The organism is Kribbella hippodromi (assembly GCF_039531045.1).
Lineage (GTDB): Bacteria > Actinomycetota > Actinomycetes > Propionibacteriales > Kribbellaceae > Kribbella > Kribbella hippodromi.
The window spans coordinates 121,176-141,999 of sequence record NZ_BAAAPH010000002.1 but is presented as its reverse complement, the minus strand read 5'-3'; the positions used below and the strand labels follow the sequence as shown (position 1 = coordinate 141,999).

The 20,824-nt window shown below is 67.6% G+C and carries 18 protein-coding genes; 10 read left to right on the top strand and 8 right to left on the bottom strand.

Going from position 1 to position 20,824, the window contains the following annotated elements:
• Nucleotides 1–50: 50 nt before the first annotated feature.
• The 4 genes from pknB to ABD260_RS03390 all read left to right on the top strand — a co-directional run bounded on the left by pknB (nt 51) and on the right by ABD260_RS03390 (nt 5,866).
• A complete protein-coding gene (gene pknB, locus ABD260_RS03410; protein ID WP_344231820.1) occupies nt 51–2,036 on the top strand; it encodes a Stk1 family PASTA domain-containing Ser/Thr kinase in 1,986 nt (661 codons plus the stop codon).
• A 15-nt stretch (nt 2,037–2,051) separates the two neighbouring features.
• Nucleotides 2,052–2,963, top strand: coding sequence for a DMT family transporter (locus ABD260_RS03405; protein WP_344231819.1), 912 nt, complete (start codon nt 2,052–2,054; stop codon nt 2,961–2,963).
• A gap of 9 nt (nt 2,964–2,972) precedes the next feature.
• A complete protein-coding gene (locus ABD260_RS03400) occupies nt 2,973–4,187 on the top strand; it encodes a glycoside hydrolase family 15 protein (protein WP_344231818.1) in 1,215 nt (404 codons plus the stop codon).
• Nucleotides 4,188–5,365: 1,178 nt separating this feature from the next.
• Nucleotides 5,366–5,866 carry an SRPBCC family protein gene (locus ABD260_RS03390; protein WP_344231817.1) on the top strand — a complete coding sequence of 167 codons (501 nt, stop codon included), beginning with the start codon at nt 5,366–5,368 and terminating at the stop codon, nt 5,864–5,866.
• A gap of 256 nt (nt 5,867–6,122) precedes the next feature.
• On the opposite strand, the gene ABD260_RS03385 is transcribed toward ABD260_RS03390, so the two are convergent.
• The gene (locus tag ABD260_RS03385; protein WP_344231816.1) at nt 6,123–6,647 is read right to left on the bottom strand and encodes a hypothetical protein; all 525 of its coding nucleotides are present in this window, start codon (nt 6,645–6,647) and stop codon (nt 6,123–6,125) included.
• A 141-nt stretch (nt 6,648–6,788) separates the two neighbouring features.
• Here ABD260_RS03385 and ABD260_RS03380 point away from each other — a divergent pair, with 141 nt between their 5' ends.
• From ABD260_RS03380 to ABD260_RS03370, 3 genes are all read left to right on the top strand, one after another.
• Nucleotides 6,789–10,196, top strand: a complete 3,408-nt coding sequence (locus ABD260_RS03380; protein WP_344231815.1) for a DPP IV N-terminal domain-containing protein — start codon at nt 6,789–6,791, stop codon at nt 10,194–10,196.
• A 96-nt stretch (nt 10,197–10,292) separates the two neighbouring features.
• Entirely contained in the window at nt 10,293–10,805 is a 513-nt protein-coding gene (locus tag ABD260_RS03375) for a sigma-70 family RNA polymerase sigma factor (RefSeq protein WP_344231814.1), read from the top strand.
• On the top strand, nt 10,802–11,536 hold the full coding sequence (locus tag ABD260_RS03370; protein WP_344231813.1) for a hypothetical protein: 735 nt from the start codon (nt 10,802–10,804) through the stop codon (nt 11,534–11,536). The genes ABD260_RS03375 and ABD260_RS03370 overlap by 4 nt, the downstream gene beginning before the upstream one ends.
• Before the next feature lie 16 nt (nt 11,537–11,552).
• Here the strand turns inward: ABD260_RS03370 and ABD260_RS03365 are convergent, their stop codons facing one another.
• From ABD260_RS03365 to ABD260_RS03335, 7 genes are all read right to left on the bottom strand, one after another.
• On the bottom strand, nt 11,553–11,891 hold the full coding sequence (locus tag ABD260_RS03365) for a hypothetical protein (protein ID WP_344231812.1): 339 nt from the start codon (nt 11,889–11,891) through the stop codon (nt 11,553–11,555).
• A 56-nt stretch (nt 11,892–11,947) separates the two neighbouring features.
• Entirely contained in the window at nt 11,948–12,370 is a 423-nt protein-coding gene (locus ABD260_RS03360; RefSeq protein WP_344231811.1) for a hypothetical protein, read from the bottom strand.
• 656 nt (nt 12,371–13,026) lie between these two features.
• Nucleotides 13,027–14,004: a ribose-phosphate diphosphokinase gene (locus tag ABD260_RS03355; RefSeq protein ID WP_344231810.1), complete on the bottom strand. Its 978-nt coding sequence runs from the start codon at nt 14,002–14,004 to the stop codon at nt 13,027–13,029.
• Nucleotides 14,005–14,055: 51 nt separating this feature from the next.
• A complete protein-coding gene (locus ABD260_RS03350) occupies nt 14,056–15,090 on the bottom strand; it encodes a threonine aldolase family protein (RefSeq protein ID WP_344231809.1) in 1,035 nt (344 codons plus the stop codon).
• A complete protein-coding gene (locus ABD260_RS03345) occupies nt 15,087–16,460 on the bottom strand; it encodes a class II 3-deoxy-7-phosphoheptulonate synthase (RefSeq protein ID WP_344231808.1) in 1,374 nt (457 codons plus the stop codon). Before ABD260_RS03345 ends, ABD260_RS03350 begins: the two co-directional genes overlap by 4 nt.
• Before the next feature lie 42 nt (nt 16,461–16,502).
• Entirely contained in the window at nt 16,503–16,895 is a 393-nt protein-coding gene (locus ABD260_RS03340; RefSeq protein WP_344231807.1) for a DUF2237 family protein, read from the bottom strand.
• Between the two features lie 11 nt (nt 16,896–16,906).
• Entirely contained in the window at nt 16,907–17,671 is a 765-nt protein-coding gene (locus tag ABD260_RS03335; RefSeq protein ID WP_344231806.1) for a lysophospholipid acyltransferase family protein, read from the bottom strand.
• Between the two features lie 325 nt (nt 17,672–17,996).
• On the opposite strand from ABD260_RS03335, the gene ABD260_RS03330 reads away from it, so the two are divergent.
• The 3 genes from ABD260_RS03330 (at nt 17,997) to ABD260_RS03320 (ending at nt 20,802) form a co-directional block, all read left to right on the top strand.
• Nucleotides 17,997–18,779 carry an alpha/beta hydrolase gene (locus tag ABD260_RS03330; protein ID WP_344231805.1) on the top strand — a complete coding sequence of 261 codons (783 nt, stop codon included), beginning with the start codon at nt 17,997–17,999 and terminating at the stop codon, nt 18,777–18,779.
• Complete coding sequence (locus tag ABD260_RS03325) at nt 18,769–19,485, top strand: hypothetical protein (protein WP_344231804.1); 717 nt, start codon at nt 18,769–18,771, stop codon at nt 19,483–19,485. Before ABD260_RS03330 ends, ABD260_RS03325 begins: the two co-directional genes overlap by 11 nt.
• Nucleotides 19,486–19,572: 87 nt before the next feature.
• Complete coding sequence (locus tag ABD260_RS03320; RefSeq protein WP_344231803.1) at nt 19,573–20,802, top strand: ornithine cyclodeaminase, nickel-pincer nucleotide-dependent; 1,230 nt, start codon at nt 19,573–19,575, stop codon at nt 20,800–20,802.
• Nucleotides 20,803–20,824 lie beyond the last annotated feature (22 nt).

The following is a 20,824-nucleotide window of genomic DNA, read 5'->3' as shown; positions in this document are numbered from 1 at the left end:
TTATCTACACTCTCTGAGCAGACGGTTTGGGGAGAGGCGGCTCACCGCAAGTGACGGACGACGTGGACACGCAGGTCAGCGACCGCCTCGTCGGGCGCGTGCTCGACGGTCGGTACCGCGTTGGCCCACGCGTCGCCAAGGGCGGGATGGCCACCGTCTACCAGGCGCTGGACATGCGGCTGGACCGGACCGTCGCGGTCAAGGTGATGCACGACGGGCTCGGTGACGACGCTCAGTTCACCCGCCGGTTCGTGGCCGAGGCCCGCGCCGCCGCCCGCTTGTCGAACCCGAACGTGGTCGCGGTCTTCGACCAGGGCGACGACAACGGCACGCTGTTCCTGGCGATGGAGTATGTACCCGGCCGCACGCTGCGGGACGTGATCCGCGAGGAGGCACCGCTCTCCCCCGCCCGCGCGCTGGACCTGCTGTCACCAGTGCTGTCCGCACTGTCGGCCGCGCACGACGCCGGCATCGTGCACCGCGACATCAAGCCCGAGAACGTCCTGATCTCGACCAAGGGTGAGGTGAAGGTCGCCGACTTCGGTCTGGCCCGTGCGGTCAGTGCGAGCGGCAACACCGCCACCCAGGGGCTCCTGATGGGCACAGTGTCGTACCTGGCGCCGGAACTGGTCACCGACGGCAGCGCCGACGCCCGATCGGACGTGTACTCAGCGGGCATCCTCCTGTACGAAATGCTCACCGGTAACAAGCCGCACTCCGGTGACACCCCGATCCAGGTCGCGTACGCCCATGTGCACGCCGATGTACCTGCACCGTCGCTGGAGCAGCCAGGCATCCCGCCGTACGTCGATGCACTCGTGCAACGCGCCACTGCCCGTGACCGCGACCTGCGGCCAACAGACGCGCGAGTGTTCAGCCGACAGGTCCACCGGGTGCGCAGTGCGCTCGACGAGGGACTACCGGACGACCCGGAGCTCACGGGCGATCTCACTGTGCCGATCCAGCAGATCCGGCAGGACAGCGGGTACGACGACGGCTACACGCGCGGCGTCTCCACAGAACAAGGGCCTCTCCGCCACGACACCATCATCGTACCGGTTGAGCAGGGACGTCCTACCGGAGCACCGGCGCACACTGCGCACACGGGGCAAATGGGGCCGCCGCCGAAGCAGACAGCACCACCGGTACGCCGCAGGTCGCGTGGACCGATCGCACTGATCATCATCCTCGCCGCGGCGATCGCTATCGGTACAGCAGCCTGGTACTACGGCATTCACCGCTACACGACCACGCCGAACCTGGTGAACATGACACCGGCCGTAGCAGCCGCTGACGCCGGGAAGGCCGGTCTCCACACCACTCTGGACAACCAGGACTACTCCGAGGACGTACCCCTTGGCAAGGTCATCCGGACCGACCCGGCGGCGGGCGACCGGATCCGGAAGAACGGCGACATCGGACTGACCGTGTCGAAGGGGCCGGAGCGCTACCGCGTACCGCAGCTCGTCGGCCTGCAGCTCGATGCCGCGCAGCAAGCACTGTCTCCGATCAAGCTGGTCACCGGGCAGATCACCCAGCAGTACAACGAGACTGTGCCGCAGGGCCGGGTGATCGCGATCAGCCCGAAGTTCAACACCGTGGTCAAGCCGGGTACCGCGGTGAACTTCGCGGTCAGCAAGGGCAAGCGGCCGATCGGCGTACCCGACTTCACCGGCAAGTCGTACCGGGACGCGAACAAGGCGCTGAAGAAGCTCGGCTTCGTCGTCAGCCGCAGTCAGCAGTACGACGACAAGGTCGCCGAGGGCGACGTGATCAGCCAGACCCCGAACAACGGCACCCTGTTCGCCAAGGACAAGGTCTCGCTGGTCGTCTCGCTCGGCCCGCCGCTGGTCGCGGTACCGGACGTGAAGCGGAAGACCACCGCGGACGCGCAGAAGATCCTCGGCGACGCCGGTTTCCAGGTGCGGGTCGAGAAGGCCCCGTTCAACCTCGGCCTGAACATCGTCGCCGCCCAGAACCCCGGCGCCGGCCAGAAGGTCAAGCCGGGTACGACGATCGTGATCACTGTCCTTTAGGTCACGTTTTGCCTTGTGTTCAAGGCGTCTGATGAGATGTGCGGCGTGAACCACCCGCGGATCGCCGTCGTCGCCCTGCTGTCGGTCGCGGCCGCGTGGGGTTCGACGTTCTTCCTGACCAAGGACCTGCTCACCAGGATGGACGTCGCCGACTACCTGGCGTTGCGATTCCTGATCGCGTCGGTCGCGCTGATCCTCGTCCATCCGCCGTCGATCGCCCGGCTGAGCCGCCTGGACCGCGGCCGCGCGGTGGTGCTCGGCATCACCTACGGCGTCGCCCAGCTGGTCCAGACCGAGGGCCTGCGGCACACCTCGGCGAGCGTCTCCGGCTTCATCACCGGCATGTACGTCGTCCTCACCCCACTGCTCGCCGCGGTGATCCTGCGGCACCGGATCGGCCGCTGGGCCTGGCTGGCTGTGATCCTCGCCACGACCGGCCTCGGCGTCCTGTCCCTCCAGGGCCTGAGCCTCGGCACCGGTGAGCTGCTGACGCTCGCCTCCGCCGGCCTGTACGCGCTGCACATCATCGGCCTGGGCGCCTGGTCGACGTCCCGGAACGCGTTCGGTCTGTCGGCGCTGCAGATGATCGTGATCACCTGTGTTTGTGCGATCGGTGCGCTGCCGGGCGGGTTCTCGATGCCGAGCACCGGCGGCGACTGGGTCAGTGTCGTGTACATGGCACTGATCGCCGGCGCGCTCGCACTGATCGTCCAGACCTGGGCGCAGGCGCACCTGACGCCGACCCGCGCGGCGATCGCGATGACAATGGAACCGGTGTTCGCGTCGGCGTTCGCCGTGCTGTTCGGCTCGGACAGCCTGACCTGGCGGATGCTGGTCGGCGGCGCGCTTGTCGTATCGGCGATGTACCTGGTCGAGCTGGCGCCACGGCGTAAGTTCGAGGCCGAAGTGCAGCACCTGGCGCAGTAGGAGGGTCCGATGCGGGACAACACCCGGCGGCGCGACCGGTGGTACCCGCCGGTCGTGATTGCCGTGCTGCTCGCGATCCTGGCCGTCGGCACGATCAACAACCTGGTCCGCAACCCGCAACCCCGGCTGGTCGCGGACGGCATCCCCGGCATGGTGGCGCGCAGCGGTGACTCGTCGCTGAGCAGCAGCGACCCCAAGTACGACGACCTGTACCGGCACGCACTGGCCGACCTGGACGGACTCACCCTGCCCAACGGCGCCACTCTGGCCGGCTGGGACGGTCCGTGGCGGTACGTGTGGCCGCGGGACGCCTCGTTCGTAGCGGTCGCCCGTTGCGCGATCGGCCAGTACGACGAGGCGCTGCGGGTGCTGTCGTTCCTGGAGAGCGTCCGGCCTACCAGCGGGCGGTGGGAGGCGCGGTACACGGAGACAGGTGGCCGGGTCAACGACGGGCGTCCCAAGCAGCTGGACGGCTCCGGTTGGGTGCTGTGGGCCACCTGGTTCTGTCACGCGGGCGGTAAGTACTGGGATCTCGTACGCGAGTCAGCCGATCAGATAGTCAACGAGCTCGGGCCGAACGGCCTGCCTGGTGCATCGTCCGACTACTGGGAGCGCCCTGAGACACAGGTGACGCTGGGTACGGTCGCACCGTTGCTGACTGGCCTACGAGCAGCAGTCCGGATCGCCACTGACCAACAGCATCCCGCAGAGGCCGTACGTTGGCGCGCTGCCGCCGAGACCTTGTCCAAAGCAACAGACCGGGTGTTCGGACCGGACTACCCGAGGACACCACCAGTGGCGACCAGCTTCGTGGCACCGGGTGTGGAGCCGCTTGGTCTGAACGGTGGCGCGGACGCGATCGTCACAGTGCTAGGCCCGCCGTTCGCTCCGGCCCGTCCGGTTGTCACAACAGCGATTGACGACGCGCATGCCGTACTGACGCAACCAAACGGCGGTGTGACCCCAGGAGAGGTATGGCGGGCGGACGGGGTGTCGTGGACTCCGCAGACCGCTCTGTTCGCACTGAGTGCCGCAGCACGTGGTGACCGGGCTACAGCCGACACGCTGCTGTCCTGGCTCGACAAGCACCGCACGAGCACCGGTGCACTGCCTGAGAAGGTCAACCGGGACCTGGAGCCGGCCGGCGAGGCACCACTCGCGTGGACTGCGGCGCTTGTTGTTCTCGCCGACTCGGCTCTCCAGAACCCGCTGCCTATCCCCTAGTCAGCAGATCTCCATTACGTCATGCACTGGCGCGTCCGGGCGTGCCGTACTCGTCTTACCCGAGTAGAAGAACGCAGTGGAGGCGATGTCGTCCTGGAGGGGCAGGTAGCGACCACCAGAACGCCAGCCCAGCGCCTGTACGTCGACCCGCAGCTTCTCCTTGAACCGGATCGGGTCTGGGAGATGGAAGCGGTACATGCCGAACCGTTGCTGGCTCTGGTACTGCCCATCCGGCCGGATCACTTGCGGCAAGTCGGAGGCCAAGCGGTCTTAGGAAGACAACTCACAAGACCAACTCCTTGGCTCACAGAACGACATGGCTACGATCCGACTTTAATCCTCGGTTCCGGTACCGCAGATGGTCGGGAACTCGTCGTCACTGTCCACGTAGAACTTGACCTCGCCCTCACCCCACCAGCCGGAGCTGTTGACGCCCCAGGCGATGTACGTGCCTACGTAGTGCCCTGGTCCTTCTACTCCGTCCAGCAGCGTGTGCACGGTGGCCGACTGAAGTGGGTTGCTCCGTCGCCACTGCGCATGCAAGTACGCCGACTTGTCCGGTACTGCACCGAGCCAGTAGTCCACCTGGAAGTACACCACCACCGGCTCGTCGTGGGTGTTCTCGATGGTCAGCTGCGCCTGCGACTGGAACGGCATCTCCCAGTAGCAGTTGAAGCCGCCGATCGGGTTCACCGCGACCGGTAGCGAGTTCACCTGCGCGAACCGGCCCCAGCCGGAGCAGAAGAAGTCACCCACCGGTGTCTCGATCGCCGGCGCCGCGTCACCGTCCCAGTACCCGCGGAACACCAGGCGCCGCCAGTGGTCGACGTGCGTGGTCAGCCAGATGTGCGTGATGCAGCCGGACCCGGCGATGTCGGCGAGCGTCGCGGTCTCCCCTGGCCCGATCTCGATCGACGGCGAGACCTTCCAGCCCTGACCGAGGTCCCGGGCCGCGTGCGCGCCGGTCCCCTCGGTCCGCCGCGCACCCTGACCGGGCTCGCCGGTCGGATTCTCCGCACTGATGGAGCGCGACTCGACGTCGGCGAGCGCGCTGATGCCGGTCAGATTCCCAAGAGTCATACCCGGGACCTTAAGACCGACCAGGTCCGCTAAGAAATCGATTGCCCAGCAACTGGGATCGTTGACCCTTTATATGCCTTGCTGGTTATATTGTGGGTATGGACAAACGTGGCACGGTGTTCGAGACCGAGGACGGGCGCACGGCGATCAGGTTCGTCCGGTTGCTGCCGCACCCACCGGAGAAGGTGTGGGCGGCGATCACGGACCCATCACAGCTGTCCGTCTGGTTCCCGGCGGTCGTCGACCTGAACCGCCCCGCCGGCAGCGAGCTGCACTTCGGGGTGACAGCCGAACAACAGCGCCGGTACGGGATGATCCCCGATCCGTCCCGCAAACCGAACGGCCGGATGCTGCGTCACGAACCACCCACCATCCTCGAGTACGAATGGTCCGGCGAACTCCTCAGCTGGGAAATCACCGGCACGCCCGAGGGCAGCCGGCTGGTCTTCACCAACGTCCTGACCGACCCCACCATCGCCAACCCAGCCGCCGCCGGCTGGCAAGCCGGCCTGGAGGTAGTCGAGGCCCAACTGAACAACCACCCCATCACCTGGAACCCCCTGGACCGAGCCACCGAACTAGCCGCCAACGACAAGTAGGCCACCCACCCACAACCGCACCCACCGCGCCTCACCCGCACCCCTCACCCGCACCCCCGCCCCTCACCCGCACCCCTCACCCGCACCCCCGCCCCTCACCCACCGCCCTCACTCCCACCCACCGCCCTCACTCCCACCCACGGCACCCGCACGCACCATCTCCCTGCGGCACGCTGATACCACAGGAACTCGGGCGACGGGCGGGGGCCGCCTCCTGCGGGACCGGCTAGGGGTTGTACTGCCTTGGGTGGATTGACTAGCAGGCGGTGACCTTGGCTTTCAGGCCGGTGAAGGTGATGCAGGCCCACGGGCGGCCCTGGTCCTGTTTTGCGCGGACGATCAGCGGGTACGCGGTCGCGCCTCGTACCTGCGGGCTCTTCTCGGTAGGAAGCGACCCAACAGCTCCCCCACGCGCCTCAGCAGCCGTCTTCACCTGATCCACGGTCACATTGCTCGCGGCCGCCTTCTCCGCCGCGCTCTTCGCATCGGTAGCGACCTGCAGCGCGAACTCGATCTCCGGCGGTTTCGACCACTGCGTCTGGGTCAGCGGAATGACCAGCCCGAACATCGCCAGCCCGACAAGCGTCACGATCTGCCGAAGCCGGCGCGTCTGGTCGCTGAGCAGCAGCGCCGCGCAGCACAGTGCGAGTACTGCCGTCACCCCGCGCAGTATCCAGTGCCGGTCGAGCCGGCTGTCCACCGCGAGACCGGCGCCGACAGCGATCACCAGACAGAGCACAGCCGCGCCGAGCGCCCGCGCCCGTGGAGACAGAGATTGCATGCCGCAGACGATAGACGCCCACCGTTCGGCGCACGGTAGCGGCCGTTGGGCGCCACGTACGCCGGTCAGGATCGTGCTACCCGAACACTCCTGGCACATTCAGCCACATCCCACCCGCCCCCGAGGGACTGGAGCCACGCTGTGACCGACGACATGACCGACCACATGACCGCCCACCCGGCCGAGCAGCCAGTCGACCAGCCCCACAACCAAACCAGCAACACCACCAAGCCCCCGGCCACCGACCAGGTAGTTGCGAAGCTCAGTGAGTCGAGCAGCCAGGCAGGTGAGCCGACCCGCCAGGTAAGTGAGGCGAGCAGCCGGGTAGGTGAGCTGAGCGGCCAGATGGGCGAGCCGAGCGGCCAGGTGGGTGAGTTGGATGATGGGGTGATTGAGCGGCCGGGGTCCTGGGGGATTTCCCGGCGGCGGGCGTTGCAGCTTTCCGGTGGAGTCGCGGCGGTTGGAGCCGTCGGTGCCGGGGAACTGCCGGCACTCGCCACCGAAGCCGCCCCGGACCAGCATCGCACCCCCGCCACCGACGTCCGCGAGAACCAAGCAGTGCTCCGGGAAGGCACCAACTTCATGGTGTCCGTCTCTCCGGACGGGAACTGGCTGGCCCTCGACCTGGTGACCGCGATCTGGGTACTACCAGCCGCCGGCGGTACGGCCCGTCGCCTCACCGACGACCTGCAAGACGCGACCCGCCCGCGCTGGTCGCCGGACGGGCGCTCGATCGTCTTCCAGTCCTACCGCGACGGCAACTTCCATTTGTGGACAATCCGGCCAGACGGCAGCGGCCTGCGACAGTTGACCACCGGCCGGTACGACCACCGCGAGCCGCACGTCACGCCCGACGGACGGTCGATCGTCTTCTCGTCCGACCGTGGTGGAAACGGCAGCTACGGCATCCACCGCCTCGACCTAGCGACCGGCACCATCACCAAACTCACCGACGACGCCAGCGAGGAGGCCGAGCCAACCGCCTCCCCCGACGGCCGGAAGATCGCCTTCACCGTCGACACGAGTTCGATCGTCGAACTGGACCTGGCCTCCGGCACCCGCACCACGCTGGTACCCGCCAAGACCGGCATCACCCTCTTCGGCCCGGCCTACTCCCCCGCCGGCAAACTCGCGTACGTCCGCCTGACCGGACCAGCTTGCGCGCTGATTGTTGACAATAAACAATTGACAATCGACCAGGACGTCTTCGCCGTACCCCCCTCCTGGTCCTCCGCAGCCGGCATCTTCTACTCCGCCGACGGCACAATCCACCACCATCACCTCACGGCTGGACCTACCGTCGTACCGTTTGCGGCGGTCGTGCCGGTGACGTCGAAGCGGCCTCGGGCGAAGAGTCCGGACCTCGAGTCGACCGCCAAGCGACCCGTTCGCGGGATTGCCAGTCCGACCGCGTCCCCGGACGGACGTTGGCTCGCGTTCCGCGCATTGAACGCGATCTGGCTGGCCCCCACCGACGGCAGGACCACCCCACGCAAACTAGTTGCCGACGGCTACTTCAATTCCGATCCGGACTTCTCCCCCGACGGCAAGACGTTGCTGTACGCAAGCGATCGCGACGGCACTGCCGACCTCTGGCTGCACGACCTCGCGACCGGCAAGAACAGCAAACTTTCCGGCCTCCCCGGCGCTCAGACCGCGCCGCGTTTCGCGCCGGACGGCAAGCGGATCGCGTACCAGGATCAGGACGGCATCGCCTGGATCCTCGATCTCAACTCCGGCCAGGTCCGCCAAATCACGCCGACGCTCTTCCAACCCGGCCGAGTCAGCTGGTCGCGCGACGGCAAGACCCTCGTACTCGCAGCAGTCAAACCGTTCTCAAAGCGCTTCCGCGAAGGCACCAGCCAGCTCCTGTACGTCGACGTCGCCACCGCCGCGCTCGAGTACGTCGAGCCGATGCCCTTCCGTTCACTCGCCACGCGCGGCGACGACGGCCCGGTGTTCTCCCCCGATGGCAAGCACCTGGCCTTCGTCGTCGAGAGCCTGCTGTACGTCGTACCCGTCGACGCCCGCGGCCGCTTCACCGCCGAACCACGCGCGATCACCAAGGAGGTCACGGACTCGCCCGTCTGGCAGGACAACCGCACCCTGCTCTACCTGCACAACGGAACGTTGCGCAGGACAACAATCACCGGCGGCCGCCCGGCAACCGTCAAACTCGATCTGCAGTACCGGCGCGCAACGATCAAGCAACACGTCACGATCCACGCCGGCGCGCTCTGGGACGGCCGCTCCACCACACTGCGCCGCGACGTCGACATCGTCATCGACGGTGCGCGGATCGCCGCCGTACGCGACCACAACGGCCGTCACGGCGCAGCCGACATCGACGCGTCGAAGCTGACCGTGATGCCGGGCCTGATCGACGCCCACAACCACTGGCATCTGCGCGGCCGCGCGTGGGGCGCACGCCAGGGAAATCTCTGGCTGGCGTACGGAATCACGTCGACGCGATCACCAGGCGACCCGGTGTACCAAATGCAGGAAACCCGCGAAGCACTCGCCAGCGGGGCGCTGAGAGGACCGAGGTACTTCGCGACCGGCGAGGCAATCGACGGATCCCGCGTGTACTACAACTTCATGCGCCCAACCCTTTCCGTACAGCAGCTCGCGCTGGAACTCGATCGCGTCCAAGGACTCGCGTACGACCTGGTGAAAACCTACGTACGCCTGCCGATCGAGTACCAGCGGCGCGCGATCGCGTACGTCCATCGGCTCGGGCTGCAACTGTCATCGCATTACCTCTACCCCGCCGAGCACCTCGGCATGGACGGCATGGAGCACACCGGCGCAACGAACCGCCTCGGGTACTCGCACACCGTCAGCCGATTGGGACGCGCGTACGCGGACGTGGTCACGCTCTTCACCCAGGCGGGGCTGTCCGTGACGCCGACGTTGTTCAACTCGACGATGGCGCATGTCGACGATCCGAGCTTGCTGACGGACCGCCGTACGACCACGCTCTATCCGTCCTGGGAGTACGACTACCTGATCGGCGAGGTCGAGACCGCGAAAGGACCGGCCGGCGTCACCACCCGCGAACTCCTCCGCGGCAACGTCGACATGGTCCTCCGCATCCACCGCGGCGGCGGCCTCGTCATCGCGGGCACCGACACACCTCTCGACAACATGGCGATCTCGCTGCACGCCAACCTCCGCTCGATGGTCGCGGGCGGTTTCACCCCGTACGAGGCCCTCACCACCGCGACCCACAACCCCGCCAAGTGGCTCCGCCTGGAAGACAAGCTCGGCGTCGTACGCCCCGGCGCCCAGGCCGACCTGTCCTTCATTGTCGGCGATCCACTTGCAGACATTCGCGCAGCCGCCGCCGTCCAGCAGGTGATGATTGTCGGCAATCTACATTCCGTCGACGCACTGCTCGCCCCGTACACCCACACCACCCAACGCACCGCCGCCCTCCGAACCGCCAACGCTCCCCAACCCCTGACCCGCTCCCAAGCCCACGCCACCACCCCCAACCACTGGTGGCACGAACCCGAATGGCTGCACCGCGCCTGCTGCGAAGGCTGACAACCGACTAGCAAGGATGGGGGCCGCCGCCGGAAAGAATTCTGGTGGCGGCCCCCAACGTTGCGGTCTGGTTGTTCGTCTGGGTGGTGACAGGGAATGGACGGTGGTGCTGTGGCGGACTGGGAGCGCGCGTTTCGCGAGTTGCTGGCTGCGCGTGGGAGTGCGCTGCGGAGCTACGCCTACGTGCTGACCGGGGATGCGGCCGCGGCGAGTGATCTGTTGCAGGAGGCGCTCACTCGAGTCTTCGGGCGCCGGCGGATCGGCGCGGACATCGCGCAGTTGGAGGCGTACGTCCGGCGGGCCATGCTCAATCACCACGTCGACGGCAGCCGGCGACTCAAGCGGTGGAACGCGACGCGTCATCTGCTGGTGGAACCAGTGCGCGACGACAGCGATCAGGTGGTCGTGGCTGATCAGGTACGAAGGGCACTGAGCGGGCTGTCCCCGAAGCAGCGTGCGTGCATCACCCTGCGGTACTACGAAGACCTGACCGTCAGCGAGATCGCCGAGCAACTCAACTGTGCGGAAGGCACCGTGAAGCGTCACCTGGCGGATGCACGGGCCAGACTGGCCGATCAGCTCGGTATGACTGAAGAGGGTGCCCGATGAGTGATGACGAGCTGCGAGACCTGCTGCGGAAGGCAGGAGCCGACGGGAGCGGCTCTGTCGAGGTTGACGAGGACGAGCTCGTAGACCTCATTCGGCGACGCCGGAAGCGTTCCAGTGTCTTGCTGGCTGGTGGGGTGGCGGTAGTCGTCGCTGTGGTTGGAGTGGGTGCTGCTTGGGTGGTGCGACCGGACGGGCCGGAGCCGGCTGTTGCCGGTGGTCCGCCGGCTGTTACCGGCTCGCCTGCTGTCGTGGCTCCGGTGCCGTTTCCGCATCGGTGCGGAGCTGAGCTGGTGGGAGATCATCCGGTTGAGTCACCGCTGCGGGTCACGATCGACCGGCAGGAGATCGCCAGGCCTGAGGGCGCCGCTGATGAGTACGGCCGGGTGCGCGCCACACTCACCAACAGCTCGAACCAGAGCTTGGCGGGAGCTACTGCGAGTACGGTGCGGCTTGTTGTCGTACAGGACGGTGCAGTGGTCGCCACCACTAGTGCAATCACAGACGACGCGCTTGCGCTGACGCTAGCGCCGGGTCAGAGCAAGACGCTGGCCGTACCGGTTCCGCTGCGGCGCTGCACTCCCACCACAACCGAAGGCAGCGGACCACCACTGAAGCCTGGCGCATACCAGCTGTACACGGAGTACTCCGTGGCAGCAGACAGCCCACACGCAAAACCCGGCGCCGACTTCAAGGTCCTACGCAGCGGCCCATGGACAGTCGACCTCAAGTAGCCGCAGCCGTACTGAGTCAGGCGCGTTGCTGATGTTCGGTGCCGGTGTCGAAGAAGCGGTCCAAGTACTTCTGGGCTTTGTGCTTGCTTTGGCGGATCAGGGAAAAGACCTCGGCACCGTCTCCAGGTGCGTCAGCCAGGTGGTACGCCTGGGCGAGACCCAGATAGCTGTTCGGCGAGCCGGTGACGGCCATCGCGTATTCACGGGCTTCTGCCTCGGCACGTTCGATCGCGTGATCCAATGAGCGCGCCTGCCACAAGGTGATGCGTTCCTCGTACGCCGTGAGCTCGCTGGACTTGTCGCCTCGGATGACGCAGCGGACCGCGTACCAGTCTGGGCCATCTTGGGTGGTCATGGCGAACACACTGACACGGGATCCGCGACCAATGCACTTGGCCCTGGCGGTAGACCTCAGGTCGCCGGGACGGTCCGACGGACGCTGATAATGAGGATCGATGTCCCGGCCAGGGCGCCGGCGATTCCGAGGCAGAGGATGAAGTACCGGCTCCAGAAGTCCGGTTGCCAGCCGGCCTCGCGGGCCAGTACCTCACTGCCGGCGTACGCGTACTGGATGTTGATGCTCTGGCCTTTGCGACGGCGTGGTTCGAGGTACTTCTCGATGTTCAGCTCGACGCGTTGACCTCGCGAGGTTGTGAAGGCCACGCGGAGAGGCTGGCCTCGGTCGACGATCGGAACCGGCTCATCGACAACCACCCCCGGTACGACGGGGCCGTCGGCCAGCCGGCTGTCCTCTTGCTGATCGAGCACCGTGACGGCAATGCCCAACGGCAGCACAAGCATGCAGACGGCAGCCCACACCGCACTACCGGCCATCCGGCGCTTCCGAGGCTGTCGCGCGCGAAACATTCTCCGGTACCCCACGCCCGGACGCACTGCCGCGATGCTGCCCGCGAGGAGCGGGTCGGCCGGTTCTCCACTGGTGTTGAGGGTTCTCCACCCGCACACCGACGGAGAACCCTCAAGAGCGGTGGAGAACCCCTCGCACGTCAGCCGGTCTGGTCGCCGTGGACCGGTTTGGGCCGGCAGGTCAGCGGAGTGTGGGCGCAGTCCGTTCGTTCGCAGGCGGTTCGGTTTGCGTACTAGGCGCGCTAAGCGCCGACTGTCCGGCGAGAGCCCAGGAGGATGTGCCGGCGCTAAGCCGGGGCGGGTGGGAGCGTGCGGAGCAGGTGCGGGAGAAGCGCGGGAGGAGCGCAGCGACGGAGTGCCCGCGGAGGCACACGTGGGTGCCTGAGTACGTGGGCCGTGTACGCGGGCGTTCTTCCGAGCAGGAGTGGATCAGTGCAGTCCACGTGGTCACGGACGGTGCGGGTGGCGTACGAGGCGCGCTAAGTGCCGACTGTCCGGCGAGAGCCCGGGAGGGACGTGCCGGCGCTGAGCCGGGGGTAGGTGGGAGCGCCCGGAGCGGGTGCGGGAGGAGCACAGCGACGGAGCGCCCGCGAAGCACGCGTGGGGGCACCGTACGCGTCGAGTTAGAACGGCAGTTTGGGTTGGGGTGGGGCGTGGGTTGGGTCAACGCCGTCGAAGAGGCTGCTGACTGATTCGCCGTCGTGGATTCGTTTGATGGCTTGGGCGAACAGGCCGGAGACTGAGGTGACCTGGAGTTCGGGGAAGCCGGTGGGGCGGGGGACGGTGTCGGTGCTGATGACTTCGGTGACGGAGGGGTGGGTGCGGAGGCGGTCGACGGCGGGGCCGGCGAACAGGCCGTGGGTGCAGGCGACGGCGGCCTGGGTGCAGCCGCGGTCCTTGAGGCGGTCGAGGAGTTCGATGATGGAACCGCCGGTGGCGATCTCGTCGTCGAGGATGATGGCGCGCCGGCCGGCGACCTCGCCGACGATCGCGTCGATGACCACTCGGTCGTCGGCGAGACGTTGCTTGCTGCCGGCGGCGACCGGCACCCCGAGCAAGCGGGCGAACTGGGTGGCGGTTTTCGCGTTGCCGAGGTCGGGGCTGACCACGACCGTGTCGGAGAGGTCACGCCCGCGGAAGTGGTCGGCGAGTACGCCGATGGCCGTCAGGTGGTCGACGGGTACGGAAAAGAAGCCATGTACTTGGGGCGCGTGCAACGCCATCGTGAGGACGCGATTGGCACCGGCGGTCGTGAGCATGTCCGCGACCAGACGGCCCCCGATCGAGATCCGGGACGCGTCCTTCTTGTCGGAGCGTGCATACGCGTAGTGCGGGATGACGGCGGTGATCTGCGCGGCCGAGGCGCCACGAGCGGCGTCGATCATCAGCAGGAGCTCCATCAGGTGTTCCTGCGTCGGCGGTACGAGCGGTTGCACGATGTACACGTCTCGTTGCCGGCAGTTCGTCTGGAGTTGCACTTGCAGGCAGTCGTTGCTGAAACGATGGATTTCCACCGGTGAGAGCGGGACGCCGAGATCACTACAGATCTGCTCCGCCAACTCGGTGTGGGCACTTCCGCTGAACACGACGATCTCTCGCACGGCTCTCCCCGAACGCTCCGACCCGAACAGCAGCACCCTATCCCGGCGAGGTCAGCCGGCGATGATCCGGGCCAGCGTTTCCGCGGCCGTACGGCAGTCGGCCGCCGACGCGTCGAGGTGCGTCACCACCCGAAGCTGCGTCGCCCCGACCCCGCCAACCAGCACCCCACTGTCGCGAGCAGCCTCAACCACCTGCGCCACCGACTTCCCGGTACCAGCGAGGTCCGCGACCACGATGTTCGTATCGACCTGATCCGGCTTCACCGACCCCGGCGCCGCGTCAGCAAGCACCAAGGCGATCACGCGAGCATTCGCATGATCCTCAGCCAACCGCTCGATGTTGTGCTCCAACGCATAAAGACCAGCCGCAGCCAGCACCCCGGCCTGCCGCCACCCAGCACCCAACCGCTTCCGCCAAACCCGAGCCTCCCGGATGAGCTCCGCGGAACCAACCAAGACCGACCCGACCGGCGCGCCCAAGCCCTTCGAGAGACAAACACTCGCGGCCGCCGCCCGAGACGCATAGGACGCCGCCGTACGCCCGGTGGCCACCGCGGCGTTCCACAGCCGAGCGCCGTCCAGATGCAGCGGCAGACCGCGCGCGTTGAGCTCGTCGGCGAGCGCGTCGTACCCGTGCTGGATCGACCCGCCGCCGAAGTTGTGCGTGTTCTCGACCGAAACAGCCGAGGTCTGTACGAAGTACGGCCCCAGGTCCGGTGCGATCAGCGTACGGACCTGTTCGAGATCGATCTGCCCCGCCGGCGCGCTCCACGTACGCGTGGTGACGCCGCTGGCCGCCGCATGCGAGCCGAGCTCGGCGCGGACGATGTGGGCGCTCGCCTCGCACAGCACCTCGCCGCCGCGCGGGACCAGGGCGCGTACGCCGAGGATGTTCGCCAGCGAACCGGTCACCGTGAACAGACCCGCTTCGTGCCCGAGCAGGCCGGCGACCTGCTCTTCAAGAGCATTGACGGTCGGGTCCTCGCCGTACACATCGTCGCCGAGCGGCGCGGACGTCATCGCCGCCAGCATCCCCGCCGACGGCCGCGTGACGGTGTCCGACCGCAAATCGATAACGCCGGTCATGCCTGCGCGCCCCGCAGCCGCTCAGCCACCAGGAACGCCAGCTCGAGCGACTGATGCCGGTTCAGCCGCGGGTCGCAGGCGGTCTCGTACCGGTTCACCAGGTCCTCCGCGACCAGCTCCTCGCCGCCGCCGAGGCACTCGGTGACGTCGTCGCCAGTGAGCTCCATGTGTACGCCGCCCGGCCACGTCCCGACCTGTTCGTGCGCGTCGAAGAAGCCCTGCACCTCGTCCATCACGTCGTCGAAGTTGCGGGTCTTGTACCCGTTCGGCGTCTCGTACGTGTTGCCGTGCATCGGGTCGCACACCCAGGCGATCGGCGAGCCGTGGTCGCGGACCGCCTCCAGCAGCGGCGGCAGCGCGGACCGGATCTTGCCGGCGCCCATCCGGGTGATGAAAGTCAGGCGGCCCTCGATGCCCTTCGGGTTCAGCTTGTCGATCAGCTCGCGGATGTACTCGGGCGTGGTGGTCGGGCCGATCTTCACGCCGAGCGGGTTCGACAGCGAGGACAGGAACTCGACGTGCGCACCGTCCAGTTGCCGGGTCCGCTCCCCCACCCAGAGCAGGTGGCCGGAGACGTTGTACGGCTGTTCGGTGCGCGAGTCGATCCGGGTCAGCGCGTGCTCGTACTCCAGGATCAGCGCCTCGTGGGACGCGTAGAAGTCGACGGTCCGGAACTCGTCGGAGGTCGCGCCGCAGGCCCGCATGAAGGCGAGCGCGCGCTCGATCTCGGACGCCAGCTGCTCGTACCGGCGGCCGACCGGCGAGGACTTCACGAAGTCGGTGTTCCAGGCGTGCACCTGGTGCAGGTCCGCGTACCCACCGGTGGTGAACGCGCGGGTCAGGTTCAGCGTCGCGGCGGCAGCGTTGTACACGCCGCGCAGGCGCTGCGGGTCCGGGATCCGCGACTCGGGGGTGAAGTCGAAGCCGTTCACGGCGTCACCCCGGTACGACGGCAGCGTCACGCCGTCGCGAGTCTCCTCGCCGGACGACCGCGGTTTCGCGTACTGGCCCGCGATCCGCCCGATCTTGACCACCGGCACGCTCGCGGCGTACTGGAGCACGACCGACATCTGCAGCAGCACCCGGAGTTTGGCGCGGATGTTCTCCGCGGTCACGCCGGCGAACGTCTCGGCGCAGTCACCGCCCTGCAGGATGAACGCCTCACCGCGGGCGACCGCCCCGATCTTGGTGGTCAGGTCGTCGCACTCACCGGCGAACACCAGCGGCGGCAGCGTCCGAAGCTCACCGATCACCTGATCGAGCACGGCCGAGTCCGGCCATTCCGGCTGCTGCAGCGGCTTCAGCGCCCGCAACTCGTCAAGAGTCGGAACCCCAGGCACATCACCGGTCGTCAACGTCGCAAATTGCATGCCCCAACTCTAGGCGAACCCGCCCAACAGACCGTGATCGTCTCAGGTGAGTGAGCCTGGGTCAGGGGGTACGTCGACGGCGTGGTTGCGGAGGACGCCGAGGGGGACGGTTTCGAGGGAGCGTACGTGGGTGGCCGCGAGTACGACGGGGGCCGCGGCGCCGGCGCGGTAGGACTGGAGCCAGCGGGCTGCCACCACGCACCAGCGGTCGCCGGGCTCCAGGCCGGGGAAGCCGTACTCGGGGCGGGGCGTGATCAGGTCGTTTCCGACCGACGCCTGATGGGTCAGGAACTCGGCGGTGACGACCGCGCAGACCGTGTGGCTGCCGAGGTCCTCGGGGCCGGTGGTGCAGCAGCCGTCGCGGTAGAAACCGGTGACCGGGTCGGTGCCGCACTCCTCCAACGGCCCGCCGAGTACGTTCAGGTCGCCGTCCATGGCGGGAGCGGTCAGCTGGCCTTCGTGTCGCCGAGGCGGAGGTGCTCGTCGACCGACTCGCCGGCCTTGATCAGCTCCTTGGCCTTGTCCGCGTACATGTCGACGTACTCCTGGCCGGACAGGTCCATCAGCGCGTACATGATCTCGTCGGTGACCGAGCGGAGGACGAACCGGTCGCGCTCCATGCCCTCGTACCGGGAGAAGTCCATCGGCGTGCCGAACGCCACACCCGGACGGATCAGGCGCGGCAGCAGCCGGCCCTTCTCGCGGTAGAACCACTTCGGCCAGATCCGGCCCGGCGGCTGCAGCTTCTCGGTGTCGATCATCGCCACCGGGATCACCGGCACACCGGCCACGATCGCCATCCGGGCGACGCCGGTCTTGCCCTTGTACAGCCGGCCGTCGGGCGAGCGGGTGCCCTCCGGGTAGATCCCGAACAGGCCGCCCTGCTCGAGGATGCCGAGGCCGGTGTTCAGCGCGGCCAGCGAGGCGCGGCCGCCGGAGCGGTCGATCGGGATCTGGCCGACCGAGCGGAAGAAGGTGGCGACCAGCTTGCCCTTCAGGCCGGGCGCGGTGAAGTACTCCGACTTGGCCGGGAAGACGATCTGCCGTGGCACCGAGACCGGCAGGAAGATCGAGTCCGAGAAGGCCAGGTGGTTGCTGACCAGCAGTGCCGGACCCTCGGTCGGCACGTGCTCCACGCCGGTCACCTTCGGCCGGAAGAACAGCTTGACCAGTGGCGCGACCAGGAACCGTCTCAGGAACAGGTACAGCATTCGCCTCGACCTCCGTCATTCGCCGGCATCATTCCGACTCGCTCACCCGACAACGCTCACCGACCCATGGTCGGTCAGTACCCACTTCCGGCACCAGTGCCCGCCGGTGGCGGTCTGGCGACGACATCGGCACCGACCGTTCCGGACCGGACACTACGTTCCAGCTTCCCTCTCAGGCAATGTCACCGCCAGGAATGTAGGCGTTGCTCACCGTGTTGTCACCTGGATGCAGACTGGACGCAGCCCAGATGCGACCATTGACACAGTGCTTCGGCCGGCCTCGGTCGCGGCGCTGTGCGGACCGTGAAGCGGCGAGGAGTCGAGCGTGCCAGTGCAAGCCCACGCGGAGGAGTTTCGCAGTCCCGGCGCCGGGGAGAACGCGGCCGTCGGCGTCCTGCTGAGCCATGGGTTCACCGGTTCGCCGGTCTCGATGCGGCCCTTCGGCGAGCACCTGGCCGCGCAGGGGTACGGCGTCGCGATCCCCCGCCTGCCCGGTCACGGCACCAACTGGCAGGAGATGAACACCACTGGCTGGCCGGACTGGTACGCCGTGCTCGACAACGAGCTCACCCGCCTGCGCAAGGAGCACGACCAGGTGTTTCTGGTCGGACTGTCGATGGGCGGCTGCCTGGTGCTGCGGCTGGCCGAGCAGCACGGCGCCGACATTTCCGGACTGGTCCTGATCAACCCATCGGTGCGTACGGACGACAAGCGGCTCGTACTGCTCCCGGTGCTGTCCCGCCTGGTGCCGTCCTTCCCGGGCATCGCGAACGACATCAAGAAACCCGGCGCGAACGAGCACGCGTACGACCGGATGCCCTTGCGCGCACTGCACTCGCTGTCCCAGCTGTGGAAGGTCACCCGGGACGATCTGGCCAAAGTCACTCAGCCGGTGCTGCTGTTCCGCAGTACTGTCGATCATGTGGTGGAACCGAGCTCGGGGCGGACGGTGCTGTCCTCGATCTCGTCCCGCGACGTGACCGAGACCCTGCTCGAGGACAGCTATCACGTGGCAACTCTGGACAACGACGCACCGCGGATCTTCGCGGACTCGGCAGCCTTCATCCAGCGGCTGAGCGGGTCGGTGAGCGGTCGCGATGATGCGTGACAACGGACTGACGGCGGCGTCGTACACGTCGCTCGGCGGGATCGACCCGTTGGTGGCCGAACCGGTGCTGGACGCGCTCGCGGCGGCCGGCATCGCGGCGTACTGCGAGAACCAGTCCGAAGCCCGGACGCCGGAGGAGGCCGACGAGCCGCCGGTCCGGATTCCGGCCGGGTACGAGCTGATCTACGTCGACGCCGAGGCGGTCGAGAAGGCCCGGCCGGTGATCGACCGGAGCACCGAGGACGCGGAGTGGAAGTCGCTGGTCGAGCAGTTCAACCAGCCGTCCGCGCCCGGGCACGACGGCGCCGAGGACCCGGTGCCGCGCTGGCCGGTCAGTGAGGATGTCGACGACAAGTACGAGCCGCTGATCGACGTACCCACCGGACTCACCATCCGGGCCCCGGCCGACGAGGACGAGGACGAGGACGAGGAGCCGGTGAAGAAGCCGGCCGACGACCCGCACGACCACTTCGTCCCGCCGGAGCCACCGCGCGGTCCGCGGCTGGACTGGATCAGCCGGGCCGCCTGGCTCGGGCTGCTCGGCGGTCCGCTGCTGCTGATCGTCGCTGCCCTGTTCGACTTCGGGACCGGCCGGATCACCACGCTCGCAGTCGCCGGGTTCATCGGCGGCTTCCTGACGCTGGTGCTGCGGATGAAGGACCGGCTGCCCCCGGGCAGTGGCGGCGACGACGGCGCAGTCGTCTGAACCTCGTGGTCCTTCTGCGTTAGAGTGCGGATCGTCGGACAATCCGACGACTGCAGTCCGACAGTTCCGACAGCTGGGGAGGTACCCGTGCAGGTCACCGAGACCGTCGAGATCACCGGTCACCTGATGGATTCCGGGCTGCTGTCCCGGGTCCTCGACGACATTCGCGGGTACGGCGGTGAGTACACGCTCGACAAGTTCGACCTCGGCTACGACAAGGACGATCCGTCCACCGTACGGATGACGGTCGGCGCCGAGGACGAGGAATCGCTGCAGCGGCTGCTGATGCGGATCCAGACCAAGGGCGCGAACCTGGTCGACCCCGGCACGGTGGAGATCACCGAGGTGAGCCAGGACGGCGTGTTCCCGGACGGGTTCTACTCGACCACCAACCTGCCGACGAGCGTACGGCTCGGCGGTCACTGGGTGCAGGTGCGGAACCCGGAGATGGACTGCGGCCTGCTCGTCGAAGGTGACACCGTCCGGACCATCCCGATGTCGGACGTCCGCGCCGGGATGCGGATCGTCACCAGCGCGCAGGGCGTCCGCGTGACGCCGCCGATCGTGGTGAACACCGAGGAAGGGTTCGGCTTCATGGAGTCGGACGTGTCGTCGGAGAAGCCCCAGCGGGTGCTGGTCAAGCAGGTCGCGGACGGGATGCGCGAGGCGAAGGCGAACGGGCAGAAGGTGCTCTGGGTCGGCGGCCCCGGCATCGTCCACACCGGCGCCGCGCCGGCCATGGTCGCGATCGTCGAGGCCGGGTACGTGGACGTGCTCTTCGCCGGGAACGCACTCGCCACGCACGACATCGAGTCGTCGCTGTACGGCACGTCGCTGGGCGTCGACCTGGCCCGCGGGCGTGGTGTCGAGCACGGGCACGAGCACCACATCCGGGCGATCAACACGATCCGCAAGGCCGGGTCGATCGCGGACGCCGTCCAGCAGGGCGTACTGACCTCGGGCGTGATGCACGCGCTGGTACGGAACGGGAAGACGTTCGTCCTGGTCGGATCGGTGCGCGACGACGGGCCGCTGCCCGACGTGTACACCGATGTGCTCGAGGGGCAGCGCGCGATGCGGGCCGAGCTGGACGGCGTCGGCTACTGCCTGATGGCCGCGACCATGCTGCACTCGGTTGCTACTGGCAACATTTTGCCGGCGTCCATTCCGCTGACCTGCGTGGACATCAACCCGGCGACGGTGACCAAGCTCGCCGACCGCGGCTCGTCCCAGGCCCGCGGCATCGTCACCGACGTCGGCCTGTTCATCGAACACCTGGCCCGCGAGCTGTCCCCGGAGTACGCCGCCGGCAAGTGACCCTGTCGGCGGTCAGGCTAGT